Source organism: Burkholderia sp. HI2761 (assembly GCF_002223355.1).
Lineage (GTDB): Bacteria > Pseudomonadota > Gammaproteobacteria > Burkholderiales > Burkholderiaceae > Burkholderia.
This window is the reverse complement of sequence record NZ_NKFN01000007.1, coordinates 91,221-106,191: the sequence shown is the minus strand read 5'-3', so window position 1 is coordinate 106,191 and position 14,971 is coordinate 91,221. Positions and strand designations below refer to the sequence as shown.

11 protein-coding genes are annotated in these 14,971 nt (G+C 64.4%); 6 read left to right on the top strand and 5 right to left on the bottom strand.

Annotated elements, in window-relative coordinates; all coding sequences use genetic code 11:
- Window positions 1–28: 28 nt before the first annotated feature.
- A complete protein-coding gene (gene acuR / locus CFB46_RS17975) occupies window positions 29–667 on the bottom strand; it encodes an acrylate utilization transcriptional regulator AcuR (RefSeq protein ID WP_089500707.1) in 639 nt (212 codons plus the stop codon).
- Between the two features lie 547 nt (window positions 668–1,214).
- On the opposite strand from acuR, the gene CFB46_RS17970 reads away from it, so the two are divergent.
- On the top strand, window positions 1,215–2,672 hold the full coding sequence (locus CFB46_RS17970) for a sugar porter family MFS transporter (protein ID WP_227789675.1): 1,458 nt from the start codon (window positions 1,215–1,217) through the stop codon (window positions 2,670–2,672).
- The gene (locus CFB46_RS17965) at window positions 2,669–3,745 is read left to right on the top strand and encodes a LacI family DNA-binding transcriptional regulator (protein WP_027781581.1); all 1,077 of its coding nucleotides are present in this window, start codon (window positions 2,669–2,671) and stop codon (window positions 3,743–3,745) included. Before CFB46_RS17970 ends, CFB46_RS17965 begins: the two co-directional genes overlap by 4 nt.
- A 120-nt stretch (window positions 3,746–3,865) precedes the next feature.
- On the opposite strand, the gene iolB is transcribed toward CFB46_RS17965, so the two are convergent.
- The 4 genes from iolB to iolD all read right to left on the bottom strand — a co-directional run bounded on the left by iolB (window position 3,866) and on the right by iolD (window position 9,548).
- The gene (gene iolB / locus CFB46_RS17960; RefSeq protein ID WP_027781580.1) at window positions 3,866–4,663 is read right to left on the bottom strand and encodes a 5-deoxy-glucuronate isomerase; all 798 of its coding nucleotides are present in this window, start codon (window positions 4,661–4,663) and stop codon (window positions 3,866–3,868) included.
- Window positions 4,660–6,600 (bottom strand): bifunctional 5-dehydro-2-deoxygluconokinase/5-dehydro-2-deoxyphosphogluconate aldolase, encoded by a 1,941-nt coding sequence (locus CFB46_RS17955; protein ID WP_089500705.1) that lies wholly within the window; start codon window positions 6,598–6,600, stop codon window positions 4,660–4,662. The genes iolB and CFB46_RS17955 overlap by 4 nt, the downstream gene beginning before the upstream one ends.
- 64 nt (window positions 6,601–6,664) lie before the next feature.
- A complete protein-coding gene (locus tag CFB46_RS17950; protein ID WP_027781578.1) occupies window positions 6,665–7,528 on the bottom strand; it encodes a sugar phosphate isomerase/epimerase family protein in 864 nt (287 codons plus the stop codon).
- Between the two features lie 70 nt (window positions 7,529–7,598).
- Window positions 7,599–9,548: a 3D-(3,5/4)-trihydroxycyclohexane-1,2-dione acylhydrolase (decyclizing) gene (gene iolD, locus CFB46_RS17945; RefSeq protein WP_027781577.1), complete on the bottom strand. Its 1,950-nt coding sequence runs from the start codon at window positions 9,546–9,548 to the stop codon at window positions 7,599–7,601.
- 569 nt (window positions 9,549–10,117) lie between these two features.
- Here iolD and CFB46_RS17940 point away from each other — a divergent pair.
- The 4 genes from CFB46_RS17940 to CFB46_RS17925 all read left to right on the top strand — a co-directional run bounded on the left by CFB46_RS17940 (window position 10,118) and on the right by CFB46_RS17925 (window position 14,881).
- Complete coding sequence (locus CFB46_RS17940; protein ID WP_089500704.1) at window positions 10,118–11,137, top strand: Gfo/Idh/MocA family protein; 1,020 nt, start codon at window positions 10,118–10,120, stop codon at window positions 11,135–11,137.
- Window positions 11,138–11,219: 82 nt separating this feature from the next.
- Window positions 11,220–12,161, top strand: coding sequence for a sugar phosphate isomerase/epimerase family protein (locus tag CFB46_RS17935; protein WP_089500703.1), 942 nt, complete (start codon window positions 11,220–11,222; stop codon window positions 12,159–12,161).
- 174 nt (window positions 12,162–12,335) lie between these two features.
- The gene (locus tag CFB46_RS17930; RefSeq protein ID WP_089500702.1) at window positions 12,336–13,862 is read left to right on the top strand and encodes a sugar ABC transporter ATP-binding protein; all 1,527 of its coding nucleotides are present in this window, start codon (window positions 12,336–12,338) and stop codon (window positions 13,860–13,862) included.
- Window positions 13,859–14,881, top strand: coding sequence for an ABC transporter permease (locus tag CFB46_RS17925; protein ID WP_218827929.1), 1,023 nt, complete (start codon window positions 13,859–13,861; stop codon window positions 14,879–14,881). The genes CFB46_RS17930 and CFB46_RS17925 overlap by 4 nt, the downstream gene beginning before the upstream one ends.
- Window positions 14,882–14,971: the final 90 nt, after the last annotated feature.

Sequence of the window (14,971 nt, the reverse complement as noted above, 5' to 3'; positions counted from 1 at the left end):
CCGATCGTCTAGTTAATGGCAAAAAAATTCAGCGGCGGGGTAATCCATTGAAGAAAAACCGGGCGAACAATGCCAGCGGCACGTCGCTGCGCTCCAGCTTCGCGCGCAGCACGGCGCCTTCCCAGCCGATCCAGAAAAACGCGGCCAGCTCGGCCGGTTCCGCCGAAGCGGCCAGTTCGCCGGCTTGCTGCGCGGCGGCCAGGCAATCGGCGAGGCGACGTTGCCAATCTTCGAACGTCGCACGCAGCCGTGCGCGGAAGCTTTCGGGCAGCGCGCCCATTTCCTGTCCGAGATTGCCGATCAGGCAGCCGCGGCTGAACGCGTAGCGGGCCATGCCGTCCCGCGCGTCGTCGACGAATGCCTGCACGCGCTGCAGCGGCGCGTGCGCCGTATTGCCCAAATGGCGGTCCAGCTTGCGCGCGAAGAAATCGGCGTAGCGGTCGATCAGTTCGAGGCCGAACGCTTCCTTGTTGTCGAAGTAGTGATAGAAGGAGCCCTTCGGCACGCCGGCGCGCCCGAGGATCTCGTCGAGCCCGGTGGCCGAGAAGCCCTTTTCGGTGAGGATCTCGAGGCCGGTGCGCAACAGCATGTCCCGCGTGGCGACGAGGTCCTCGTGCTGTTTCGGTGGCCTGCCGCGGCGGCGAGGCTGATCGGTTCGAACGTCCATGGGCGAATAATAGACCGTTCGTCTCAAAAATCAATGGGCGGAGCGTCATTTATGAAACCGCGTTCGGCGTGCAGCCACTAAAGGCGACGCAGGTGCGTACGGTGCGCCGATTGAAGGGGTGGCGGTGCCCTCCCCATTTCCGACCGGGTGCCATGAGCCATCACCATGCGATGTATTGCCAACGATCTTGCGATCCATACCCAGTCGAGCGGCGATGGCCGAAACACTCTGCTGATGCAGTTCCAGAGTCGTCATCACTTCCTCCAACTCGAATGGCCGCGACCCGAAGCTGGAACGCAGCGGTAGAGCTGGGCAGGCAGTTCACGTCACGGCATCATTGACCAAAAATGGTCAACGGTCGCGTTGCACGTCCATGCCGCTTTGTCTACGGTTAAGTCTCCCTTGGCGTCCGGCACGATGACCGCCGTCGGCCCGGCGAATGACCGGTTCGACGTGGAGGCTCACGGGCTTGTGCTGCATTGGCGCTGCCCGAGCCGCGGCACAGGCAGCGATTGCAGCCGGGACGATGCGATGAAACATACAAATCATGGAGACACTGATGCAGGAAGTTTGTGAGACGCTCACGTCCGCCGAACCCGCTTCGTCCTCGGCGGCCCAGCCCGCTCAGGCGCGCCGGTCGATGCGGTTCATCGCGATGATCGCGACGCTCGGTGGCCTGCTGTTCGGTTATGACACCGGGGTCATTAATGGGGCGCTGGCATACATGACCCAGGATCTCGGGCTGACACCGCTCACTGAGGGGCTCGTCACCAGTTCGCTGCTGCTCGGCGCCGTGCTCGGCTCCGTGGCCTCGGGCCTGGTAGCGGACCGCTATGGGCGGCGGATGAGCATCATGCTCCTGGCGGTCCTGTTCCTCGGTGGCGCGTTGTCCAGTACCTTCGCCTCGACCGTCGACTTGCTCATTGCCTCGCGATTCGTGCTGGGCATCGCGGTCGGCGGGGCGTCGATCTGCGTGCCGACCTACCTGGCCGAATTGGCGCCCGCGCATCGCCGAGGACAGATCATCACGCAAAACGAGCTGATGATCGTGTCCGGGCAAATGATCGCGTTCATCGTCAATGCGGTGATCGGCAGCTTGTGGGGCAGCGAGCATGGCGTCTGGCGCTGGATGCTCGCCGTCGCGACGCTGCCGGCGGTCGGATTGTGGTTCGGCATGCTGGTGATGCCGGAAAGCCCGCGTTGGCTGGCGTCGAAGGGCAAGCTGCACGCGGCCTGGAAGGTGTTGCAACAGGTGCGCGACACGCAGGCCGCGCGGCACGAATTCGATTCGATTCGCCACGCGGAGCAGCGCAACACCCATCCGGTCCGTCGTAACGGACCGGGCTTGTCGGCGCCTTGGGTCCGGCATGTCTTTTGGGTTGGGATCGGGATTGCCATCGTCATGCAGGCGACCGGCGTCAATTCGATCATGTTCTACGGTACGCAGATCCTGACGAGTTCGGGCTTCGGACGGGAGACGGCGCTGATCGGCAACGTCGCGAACGGCGTGATTTCGGTCGCGGCGACCCTGGTCGGCATCCAGGTGCTCGGCAGGCTCGGGCGCCGGCCGATGTTCCTCATCGGGCTGAGCGGCACGACGCTGTCCTTGCTGACGATCGGTCTCTTTTCCCTGTTCTTGCCCGTTTCCTTTCTGCGCGCTGGCCTGATTCTGGCCGCCATGGCCTGCTTTCTGGGCTTCATGCAGGCGCTGATCGCGCCGGTGTGCTGGGTGCTGCTGGCCGAACTGTTTCCGCTGCATATCCGCGGCTTCGCGGTGGGTGTCGCCGGTTGCGTGCTGTGGATGGTCAATTTCGTGCTCGGCCTGAGCTTCCCGTCGCTGGTCGCCTACGCCGGCATTTCGAGCACCTTCTTCGTATTCTTTGCCATCGGCTTGATGTCGATTGCGTTCATCTGGCGCAACCTGCCCGAAACGCGGGGGCGCAGCCTCGAGGAGATCGAAGCGCATTTCCGCGGCTTGTACGGCGACACGGAGCAGGCACGATGAGCGAGGACTCGGTTGTGACACCAGCCGGCACGAGGCGCAAGCGCGACGCCCGGTTCGTCGAGATCGCGGCCGAGGCCGGCGTCAGCGAGGCCACGGTCAATCGGGTCCTCAACGAGCGGGGCAGCGTATCGGAATCGGCGCGCGAGCGGGTGATCGCGGCGGCACGCCGGCTAGGCGTGCGCCGCGTGCTACCGGATTGCCGGCACGGGCTGATTCATATCGACGTGCTCCTCTCTCACGGCGACACGCCGTTTTTTCGCCGCCTGAACGCGGCATTGCAGCGTTCGGCCCAGATACTCGATAAACGCATCGTTCTGCATCGGTTGATTCTTCCCGAATCGGATCGGGCGGTGGTCGATGCTATCGGCAATTGCCGCTACCGCAGGGCCGGCATGATCATCACGACGCGCGACACCGCGCCCGTGCGCGCGGCGTTGAGCGATGCGATCGCCGAGGGCGAAAAGGTGGTGACGCTGATGACCGACATCAGCGAGATTGCGCGTACCCACTTCGCGGGGATCGATAACGTTGGCGCCGGCCGCACCGCAGGCTACTTCATCGGGCGGCTCGCCAAGCGGGCCGGGCGCGTGCTCAAGCTTTGCGGAAGCCGCAGTTTCGGCGCGCATCGCGACCGGATCGCCGGTTTTCGCGCGGCGCTCGAGGGGGCCGAAACCGAGCTCGAGTATCAGGGCGTCGAAATCGAGACGCTCGACAATGCCGATGCGTGTTATCGCGCCGTATTGCCGGCGCTGAAGCAGGGGGACCTGGTCGGCATCTACAACAGCGGTTACGGTTCGGCGGGCATCGCCGCAGCGCTCAGGGAATTCGATGTGGCCGGCAAGGTGGTGTGGGTCGGTCACGAGATGCTGGACGAGCATCGTGTCTATATCGACGAAGGCACGATGGATATCGTGATCGATCAGAATCCCGACGCACAGGTGATTTCCGCGTTGCAGCACATGCTGTACGGTTGCGGGGTGCTCGAGGCCACGCCGCCGGGCGGCCCTGTCGAGTTCGGTGTGTTCTGCGCCGCGAATGTGCGGCGCAGCCCTTATCTTTCCCCACACGACTGAGCGGCCGCGACACGTGCGCACAGGGCGGCCCATGGCCGAACCGCATTGCCGACAGTCGTCTGCCGTTGTCCGCCACGCATGCCAGCCGGCCCGCAAGGGCCGGCGTCACATCCCGGGCGACTACTTCGTCAGCATCCATTCATGCGCTGGATCGTTGCGGAAGTGCCAGACCCGCTTCGGTCCCGCCATCACGTTCAGGTAGTAGCTGCGATAGCCATGCGGTGCGACCACCGGGTGATAGCCTTTCGGCACCATCACGACGTCGTGATTCTCGACCGCATAGGCTTCGTCGATATCGCGCGAATCGGTGTAGACACGCTGGAATGCGAACCCCTGCTCCGGGTCGAGCCGATGGTAATAGGTCTCTTCCAGCACGCTTTCGGCCGGGATTGCATCGACGTCATGCTTGTGCGGCGGATAGCTGGACGCGTGGCCGGCTGGCGTCACCACCTCGACCACCAGCAGTCCTTCGGCCGGTTCCGTTTGTGGAAGGATGTCGCAGACGTAGCGAGTATTGGTGCCGCTGCCGCGTACCGAACGCGCGATCGACGCGGGCTCGATCAGGCGGGCGTCGTATCGGCCGGTGGCGGGCGCCGTGCAGAGCGCGATTTCGGCCGCGTCGGCAGCGTCGATCGACACGTTGCGACCCGGCGGCACATAGGCCGCATGGGGCGAGCGGTCCTCGAACACGCTGCGTCGTCCGCCGATGTCGCGCCAGACCCGATCGCCGGTCGTGAGCGTCACGGTGCCGGTCAGCACCACGATGCAGAGTTCGTCGCCGCCGGTGTCGACCTCGAACCGCTCGCCAGCCGCGAGCCGTTTGGCGGCGAAACCGACGTGGCGCCAACCGGCGCTGGCCGGCGTGACCGTGACGATATCGCGCCCGCTTGCACGCCCCTTGATCAGCAGATTGCTCATGCTGCCTCCTGTTGTGGCCGAGCCTGACGCCAGACGCGAATCAGTGTCTCGAACGACACGCGCACGCGGCGTATCACCTCGCGGTCGTCGATCTCGCCGGCGAACCAGGCGCGACTCGGCTCGTAAAAGATTGAGCGGCCGACCGTGAAACCGCGGCAGGTCCGGCTGGCGGCAGCGTCGATGAAGCCTTGCACGAGCGTTTCGAGCGGTGCGTTCAAGCCCAGAAGCACGACGCCACGGCAATATGGATCGTGCGCCTCGATCAGCGCGTCGATGCGGCGCCAGGTTTCAGCCGGCATCGATTCGAGTTTCCACCAGTCGGGCTCGATGCCGAGATCGTAGAGGCGTTCCAGCGCGCGGACCACGACGTCCTGCGATGCGGGGCGATCCTTGGGCGGGATCACTTCCAGCAGCAGTTCGTGACCGCTGACCGATACCGCCTGCTGGAGCGCCTGCAACTGCGCTTCCTGTTCGAGCCGATGTTCAGGGGCATCGTCGGGGTGGTACTGAACGAGGCACTTCACGATATGCTCGCGCGGCCAGGACAGCAGCGCCGACCCGATCGACCGTCCGTGTTCGAAGCGCAGCGGGTTCGAACCCGGCAGTTCGACAGGGCGACCGATCCACCAGTTGCGGCCGGTGGCGGCATTGAGCGCATCCTGACCGAAGCGGTCGTCGATCAGCACGGCCATCTTGCCCTGGCCGCCGATTTGGGCCTCGGTCTCGGCGACGGCTTCGACAAAGAGCTGCTTGAGCGTGCCGATCTTCCGTTCGTCGGCGCCGGCTTGACGCGCCAGGTCGGCGAGCTGGTCGCGGTGGTCGAACGCAAAGCCGAGCACCTCGTCCCATGGCTTGCGGTTCGGGCTGACGCGATGCAGGCGGTTCAGCGCGGGGTCACGGTCGGGCCGGCCCATGCGGGCCGAATTCGCGACGAAATAGTCGAGTTCGGCCGTCGTCGGCATGGCCGGTGCACAAGCGTGGCGCGAGACCACCAGCGCGCCGCAAGCATTGGCGTACGCGCAGCAGCGGGTTTCATCGGCGCCGGTCAGCCAGCCCTTGAGGAAGCCGGAGATGAAGGCGTCGCCGGCGCCGAGCACGTTCAGCACCTCGACTTGCACGCCGCCATGCAAGCGGCCGTCGTCGATGCTCGCCGGAATCGCCCCGTCGAGTATCGTGCAGCCGAGCGGGCCGCGCTTGACCACCAGAGTGGCGGGCGTGGCCTCGCGAACGACGCGCAGTGCAGCCATCAGATCGTCATGGCCGCCGGCGATGCGGAATTCCTCTTCGGTGCCGACGATCAGGTCGAACATCGGCAGGATGCCGCCCAGGTGGCGGCTGACGCTGCCATCCGCGATGAAGCGCGTCTCGCCGTCCGCCTTCCCGGTGAGGCCCCACAGCACGGGCCGGTAATCGATGTCGAGCACGGTGCGGACATCGTGACGTCGCGCGTAATCGAGCGCCTTCATGCTGGCGCGGTGGACACGCTCGGTCGAGAAATGCGTACCGGTGATCAGCAGGGCGCGGCTCGACGCGATGAACGATTCGTCGATGTCCTGCTCGTCGATTGCCATGTCGGCGCAGTTCTCGCGATAGAACACCAGCGGAAACGTGTCGCGATCCTTGAGGCCGAGCAGGACCAGCGCGGTCAGGCGTTCCGGATCGATGCGGATCTGGCTGACGTCGCAGCCCTCTTGCTTGAGCGCGTCGAGGAGAAACCGGCCCATATGGTCGTTGCCGACCCGCGAGAGCATCGCCGATTTCAGCCCGAGCCGGGCCGTGCCGAAGGCAATGTTGGCGGACGACCCGCCAAGGTAGCGGGCGAAGCTGGTGACGTCCTCGAGGCGGGCGCCGACCTGCTGGCCGTAGAGATCGACGGCGAGCCGTCCCAGGCAGATCAGGTCGAACTGGCGTTCGGACGCGAGCGTCGGTGTATGCACGATGAGTTCCTGTCGTCTTGAGTCTGAGCGAATAAGCGAATGAGCGGATGAGCGGTGCCGGACGTCAGGCGAGGCCGAGGCCGCGCTTGACGGTATCCAGCATCATCCGGCTCGATTCGTCGGCCCGGTCCTCCCAGGCGAACACGGCCACGGTCGCGATGCCGTCGAAGCCGATCTCGCGAATCTTCGAGAAGAACGTGTCCCAGTCGATTTCGCCCTGGCCGATGTCGAGGTGCTGGTGCACGGTGGCTGTCACGCCGGGGGGATTCACGATGTAGCGCAGGTTCGAGGACGCGCGATGGTTGTAGGTGTCGGCGATGATCAGGTGCGTGAGCTTCGGCCTCGCATATTCGAGCATCGCGGCGATGTCGCCGACGCCGTCGTCGTAGAAATAGGTGTGCGGCACCGCGTAGAGATAGTTGAGCCAGGGTTTGTCGAGGCCACGGACGATATCGACGGATTCGTTGTTGCGCTCGCAGAAGTCGTACGGATGCGCCTGGATGTCGAGGCTGATGCCTTCGCGCTCGAACACGGGCATCAGTTCCTCCATCGAGCGCATGAACTGGTTCTCGCTGGCGAGTGCATGGTTCGACTGGCCGCTGAATTCCGTGTTCATCAGAGGGCATTCCATTTCGACCGCCACCTGGATCGCGCGTTTCCAGTTGCGCACAGCCGCCTCGCGCAGCGACTCGTCGGGGCTTGCCCAGTGATACAGCGGCAGCAGCGACGACAACTGCACGCCGGTGTCGCGCAGCGCGGCTTTGAATTCCTGAATGCGCGCCTTGTCGACGCGTGGATATTTGTAGAACGGCAGGAAGTCTTCGCGCGGCGACAGTTCGATATAGCTGTAGCCGAGTTCGGCGACTTTCTCGACCATCTTCGGCAGCGGCAGATGGCGGTACATGTAGGGGTCAAGTGCGATACGCATGTCGGTTCCTCGTGAAAAGGGCGGAATGACGCGGCAGGGAGCGCGCCCCGCATCGGGTGGTTCGGTCGAATCAGTAGCGCCGGGCGGTGGCGAGTGCGGTCTTCATCCGTTCGGCGGCGCGCTCGACGCGCTCGCTGGTTGAAACTTCCGGCACGCCCACGTGCCACCACGAGCCGTACTTGTGCACCATCGTCTTGGGGAGGACCTTGATGTCGATGAGGGTGGACACGCGCTGCGTGCGGGCATCGGCGAGCGCGGCCTCCAGTTCGTCGACGTTGCGCACCGTGTAGGTCTTGCAGCCGTAGGCCGCCGCATTGGCGGCGAAATCGACGGGCACGAATGCACCGTCGAGCCGGCCGGTGTCGGCATTGCGGCGCCGGAATTCGGTGCCGAAGCTGCCCATACCGTGTTCCATCTGCAGGTTGTTGATGCAACCGAAGGTCATGTTGTCGAACAGCAGGACGTTGATCTTGCGGCCTTCCTGGATCGACGTGACGAGTTCCGAGTGCAGCATCATGTACGACCCGTCGCCGACGAACGCGAACACGTCCTTCTCGGGTTGCGCGAGCTTGACGCCGAGTGCGGCGTTGACTTCATAGCCCATGCAGGAATAGCCGTATTCGACGTGATAGCTGTCCTCACCCTTGGCCCGCCAGATGCGCTGCAGGTCCCCGGGCAGACTGCCGGCGGCGGCCACCACCACGTCGCGTTCGGTCAGCTTGCGGTCGAGCACGCCGAGCACACGCGACTGGGTCAGCGACGAGCCGGTCATGCGCGCGAATTCGTCGAGCACCGCGCGATCGAGGTGATCGTCGATTTCAGGTACGAAATGCTCGGCGCCGTAAGTCACGGCAAACAGGCGTTCTTCTTCCGCACGCAGGCGACCGATTGCCTGTGCGATCTCGTCGCGGTAGCCGTGCCGGCCGTCGCGCGGGTAGCCGGCGCCGTCCAGCGCGGCGGCGAGCGCGCTCAGGCCGGTCTTTGCGTCGGCCTGGATCGACAAGCCGTCGAGTTTGCCGGCGTCGAAGCCGTTGAGGTTGAGGTTGACGAACCGCACCTCGGGATCCTGGAACAACCATTTCGATGCGGTCGTGAAATCGGTGTAGCGCGTGCCGACGCCAATCACGAGGTTCGCGCGGCGCGCGATCTCGTTGGCTGCCAGCGAGCCCGTTTCTCCGATGCCGCCGAGGTTGAGCGGATGATCCCAGGGCAGCGCGCCCTTGCCGGCCTGCGTATGCGCGACCGGAATGTCGAAGCGCTCGGCGAAGCGGCGCAGCTCGGCGGCGGCGCCGGCGTAGCGCACGCCGCCGCCGCAGATCAGCAGCGGGCGGGTGGCCGGCGCGATCAGGGCAGTGGCACGCGCAATCGATTCCGGCGCGGCGGGGCGACGGTCGATGTAGTGCACGCGCTCGGCGAGGAAGCTTTCCGGATAGTCGTAAGCCTGGGCCTGCACATCCTGCGGCAGCGCAAGGACCACCGCGCCGGTGTCGGCCGGATCGGTCAGCACGCGCATCGCATTGAGGCAGGCGCTCATCAGTTGCTCGGGACGCACGATGCGATCCCAGTACTTGCTGACCGCACGGAATGCATCGTTGGTGCTGATCGACAGGTCGTGCGTCTGCTCGATCTGCTGCAGCACCGGGTCCGGCTGCCGCCCGGCATGCACGTCGCCCGGCAGCAGCAGCAACGGAATGCGGTTGGCGCTGGCGGTCGCGGCGGCCGTCACCATGTTGGCCGCGCCTGGGCCGACCGACGAGGTACACGCATAGATCTGCCGGCGGCGCCGTTGCTTGGCGAAGCCGATCGCCGCGTGCGCCATGCCCTGTTCGTTGCGGCCCTGATGCACGACGAGCCGGCCGGGATCCTGCTCGAGCGCTTGGCCGAGGCCCAGTACGTTGCCGTGTCCGAAGATCGTGAAGATGCCCTTGACGAACTTGATGCGCTCGCCGTCGATCTCGACATACTGATTGTCAAGAAAGCGTACGAGTGCCTGCGCCATCGTTAGCCTGATATGACCCATGAATGATCCGTGCAGTGGAAAGGGATGAATGCAGGGAGGCAACGCGAGGCGATATCGGCGCGCCGCGCCGACGCCATCGCTTCGCCTGCGAGCGCAAATGCGCGGCGGGCAGGGACGTGTCTCCAGCATTGTTTTCGCGGCGCAAGCGTGGAACCAACCGGCTCGGCTCGTCGCGTCGGCTACGTCGCGTTCGTCAATAAATTACGAGGTCCGGTGCTTGCTCATCAACAGAAAGATTGACCATTTATGGTCATTGGGCAGGGGCAGTTCGATGCTGCATGTCATGACCATTTATGGTCACGAATGTTGTTGCAGCGGCATCGTGCGTCTCTAAACTTCGATACCGAACAATCGAATGAGGTCTCGAGACTCACGGTCCAAAACGGCCATGAGAGAACCGATCGAGCCGCCGGAGACATGAATCGACCGCATCCGCTTGCTGCGCAAGCGCCGCCGGCCCTGGCCATCGCTCCCGTACTCGTCTCGTTCGTTTGAACCTCTGCCGGTCGGGCATGACATGCAGGCATTTCGACAAGCAGGTCAACTGAAAATATTTAGGAATTCGATATATGAGTAAGAAGCTTCGTATCGCGGTAGTCGGGGCCGGTCTGATGGGAGCCGATCATGTCGACCGCATCGCACGTCGCATCGTCGGCGCCGAAGTCTCGGCCGTTGTGGATATCGACGCAGCCCGTGCCCGTGCCGTCGCTGACAAGGCGCCGGGGGCCGTGGCGGTGGCGGGGATCGAGCGGGTTCTGGCGGATCGCCTGGGCGATGCGGTCGTTATTGCCACCCCCGGCTTCCTGCACGAAGCCACGCTGCTGCAGGTGCTGTCCGAGGGGCTGCCGATCCTGTGCGAGAAGCCGTTGACGCCCGACGCGCAATCGTCCTGGCGCGTCGTCGAAGCCGAGGTGAAGCTCGGGCGCAAGCTGATCCAGGTCGGCTTCATGCGCCGCTTCGACGCCGAATACCGGCAACTGCGCGAGCTGATCGCCACGCGACGGCTCGGCGATACGCTGATGCTGCATTTTTCGCATCGCAACGCCACCACGCCGGCAAGCTTTACGAGCCAGATGCTGGTGAACGATTCCGTGGTGCACGAGTTCGACGGCATCCGCTTCCTGACGGGCGATGAAATCGCGTCGGTGCAGGTCCGGCTGGGCCGCCCGACGCGACATGCGCATCCGGGGCAGCACGATCCGCAGCAGGTCCTGATCGAAACGGTGAGCGGCGTGCTCGCCGATGTCGAGATCTTCGTCAACGCGCGCTTCGGCTATCAGGTGGCCACGCAGGCGGTGTTCGAGGACGGCATCGTCAACATCGGCAACGACGGCGGCCCGTACGTGCGCAGCGCCGGGCAGTGGGGCGGGTCGGTCACCCCGACCTTCGTCGAGCGATTCAGCGCTGCGTTCGATCTCGAGGTGCAGACGTGGGTCGATGCCGCGCGCAACGGCACGATCGACGGGCCTTCCGCCTGGGACGGCTATGCCACGGCGGCGTGCTGCGAAGCGGGCGTAGCGGCCCAACGCAGCGGCGAGAAAGTTGCCGTGACGCTGAACGAGAAACCGGCGCTTTACCGCGACGCCTGACGTCGCACGGATATGTTTCACCGAGGCGCGCCGGTACGTTCCGGTGTGCCGGACCTCACCACCAAGACAGTCGGATAACCCCATGAAACTTTCGTTCTGCACGGACAGCCTCGGCCACCTGCCGTATGAAGCGATGCTCGACACGCTGTGTGAAATGGACGTCTTCGGTGTGGAAATGACCTCGGGCGGATGGTCGTCCGCGCCGCATCTCCGCACCGACGAACTGCTGGCCGACGCGAGCAAGCGTCGCGCGTTGCTTGCCGCGCTGGAGAGCCGCGGCATGGAAATCGCCGCGCTGAACGTGTCGGGCAATCCGCTCGATCCCGGCGCGCTCGGCGCCAAGCACAAGGCCGACATGGAAAAGGCAATCCGCCTTGCCGGCGAACTCGGCGTCCGCAAGATCGTCGCGATGAGCGGCCTGCCGCCGGCCAGCCCCGAGGATCGCGTGCCGAACTGGATCACCTATACGGTGAGCTGGCCGGCGACGCTCAAGGGGTGCCTCGACTATCAGTGGAACGACGTGGCGATTCCGTACTGGAAATCGCTGGTTGCCCAGGCGCGCGAATCGGGCGTTGAGAAGTTTGCGCTGGAAAACTTCAGCGCGATGCTGGTCTGGAATCCGGAAACGCTGTTCCGGCTGCGCGACGCGGTCGGTCCGATGGTCGGCCTTAACCTCGATCCGAGCCACCTGATGTGGATGGGCGCCGATCCGATCGCTGCGGCCCGCGCGCTCGGCGACGCGATCCATCATGTACACGGCAAGGACGCGCGCCTCGAACGCGGCATGGTGGACGTCAACGGCCTGCTCGAAACGAAGCGGGTCGAGGATGTCGGCCGGCGCGCGTGGAATTACGTGGCGGTCGGTTGCGGCAAGGACCTCCAGTGGTGGAAGGAGTTCTTCTCGGTGGTGCGCATGACCGGCTACAACGACTGGGTTTCGCTCGAGATGGAAGACATGACGATGTCGGTTGAGGCCGGTATCGCCACGTCGATCGATGCACTGAAGCAGACCATCAGCCGCTAGCCCGTCTCGGCCCGGCAAGGCCCTGCGCACGCGACAGACCAAGAAACACAACGGAGACAGGCATGCGGGGCGCCACCGGCGCGCCGCGGCGGAACCGTCCATGCGCAGCGTCGCGCGGACGTCTCGCCGGCATGCCATCGGGCCGGCCTCGGCCGGCCCAGGAGGAGCAGCCACATGGCTAGCGAAGAACCGCAATATGTGCTCGAGATGCAGGACGTATCGAAGGCATTCCCAGGCGTGCTCGCGCTCGACCGAGTCAGCCTCAGGGTGCGTGGGGGCACCACGCACGTGCTGGTCGGCGAGAACGGCGCCGGCAAATCGACGCTGATGAAGATCCTGTCCGGCGAGCATCGCGTCGATTCGGGCGAGATCCGTTTCAAAGGCGCGCCGTATCGTCCCGCCGGTACGAAGGCGGCGCTCGAGACCGGCGTGGCGATGATCCACCAGGAACTGAGCCCCGTTCTCGACATGTCGATCGCCGAAAACATCTTTCTCGGTCGCGAGCCGACCTATGTGGCGTTCGGTGCACTGTCGCGCGGGATGATCGATTTCCGGCGCATGGAGCGCGATACGCAAGCGTTGCTCGATCGCCTCGGGCTCGAGTACACGCCACGCCAGAAGATGCGCGAACTCAGCGTGGCAGGCATGCAGCTGATCGAAATCGCGAAGGCGATTTCGCGTCGGGCATCTGTCGTCATCATGGACGAACCGACTTCGGCGATCAGCGACACCGAGGTCGGCATGCTGTTCGAGCAGATTCGAGACCTGAAGTCGCGCGGTGTCGCGATCATCTACATCAGCCACAAGATGGACGAGATCTTCCGGATCGCAGACGACATCACGATCATTCGAGACGGCCGCTACGTGGAGTCGGGCCACGCCAGCGACTACGACGAGAGCCGCCTCATCGCGGCGATGGTCGGCCGGCCGATCTCGAGCATCTTCCCGAAGCTCGACGCGCCGATCGGCGAAACCGTGTTCGAGTTGCGCAACGCGACGCGCCATGGCGTGTTCTCGAACATCGGTTTCAGCGTGCGGCGCGGCGAGATCGTCGGGCTGGCCGGGTTAATTGGTGCGGGGCGGACGGAAGTTGTGCGCGCGATATTCGGGCTTGATGCGCTGGACGACGGCGAGATTGTTCTCGAGGGCATGCCGTTGCGGATCAAAGGCACAGGCAGCGATGTCGCGATCCGCAACGGGATCGCGATGGTATCCGAGGATCGCAAGGGCGAAGGGCTCGTGCTGTGCCGCTCGGTGATGGAAAACATCTCGCTCGCGAACCTGAAGGGTTTCTCTCGGTGCGGCTTTCTCGACGTGCGCCGCGAGCGCGCCGAGGCCACGCGGATGCGTGAGATGCTGAAGATCAAGACCGCGGACCTGCTGACCGTTACCGGCAATCTCAGTGGCGGCAACCAGCAGAAGATCGCTATCGCGAAATGGCTACTGCGCGACCTGAAGGTGCTGATCCTCGATGAACCGACGCGCGGCATCGACGTCGGCGCGAAATCCGAAATTCACCGTCTGATGTCGCAGTTCGCGCAGCAGGGGCTGGCCATCATCATGATCTCGTCCGAACTGCCGGAGATTCTCGGCATGAGCGATCGTGTGATCGTGATGCGCGAGGGCAGGGTGGCCGGCGAGCTGAGCCGGGGTGAGGCCTCGCAGGAACGAATCATGAAACTGGCAACCGGAGGTCAATGATGTTGAACAGCATGCAGGAAAATTCGATGCAGCCGCGAGCCGGCATCATGGCCTGGCTGAAGGGCGCGAGCCCGGCCGAGATTTACCGCAAATACGGCACGATGCTGATCTTCATCGGCATCGTGGTGCTCGCTTCGCTGGTCAGCGATGCGTTCCTGACCGTTCCGAACCTGACCAACGTGTTGCGGCAAGTGGTGGTCGTCAGCCTGCTCGCATGCGGTGTGACCTTCATCATCATTCTCGGGCAGATCGACGTGTCGCTGGGCGCGGTCGTGGCCCTGACAGGCACGATCGCGGCGAGCGTGATGTCGCTTACCGGCAGCATCGCACTGGCGATAGCGGCCGGGCTGGCGATGGGAGTGGTGGTCGGCTTCGTCAACGGCTTCATCGTCACGACGTTCGGCATTCCATCGTTCATTACCACACTCGCGATGACGACAGTGGCGCGCGGCGGCATCCTGCTCTATACCGGCGGCGCGCCCGTCAGCGACCTGGGCGATTTCACCGTTATCGGCCAAGACTCGGTCGGACCGGTGCCGATCTCGGTACTGATCCTGATCGCCGTGCTCGCGGTGTCGTGGGTGCTGCTGAATCGCACGCGCTGTGGTCGTTATGTCTATGCAACCGGCGGCAACACGCGCGCCGCGCTGGCCTCCGGTATCAATACGCGACGCGTGACGACGATGGCTTTCGTCTACAGCGGCGTGCTGACCGCGATCGCCGGCATCGTGCTGATGTCGAGGATCAACTCGGGCCAACCGGCTGGCGGCGTTGGCTACGAGTTCGATGCGATCACGGCTGTGGTGGTGGGCGGGACCAGCCTGATGGGCGGGACCGGCACGATCATGGGTTCGATGATCGGATCGCTGATCATCGGCGTGATCAACAACATCCTCAACCTTCTGAACGTCAGCTCCTACTGGCAGCAGATCGCCAAGGGGCTGATCATCGCGGCCGCCGTGATTCTGGACGTCAAGACCAAGAACGGTCGCGGCAAGCGCGTACGGCGTCCGGCCTGAGATCGGAACCGGACGAGCCGGATCTCCGGCAAGCAGTGAAGCAGCAAGCGAAGCATTTGCAGAAAAGTCGATGTTCAACCTGCAGCAGGT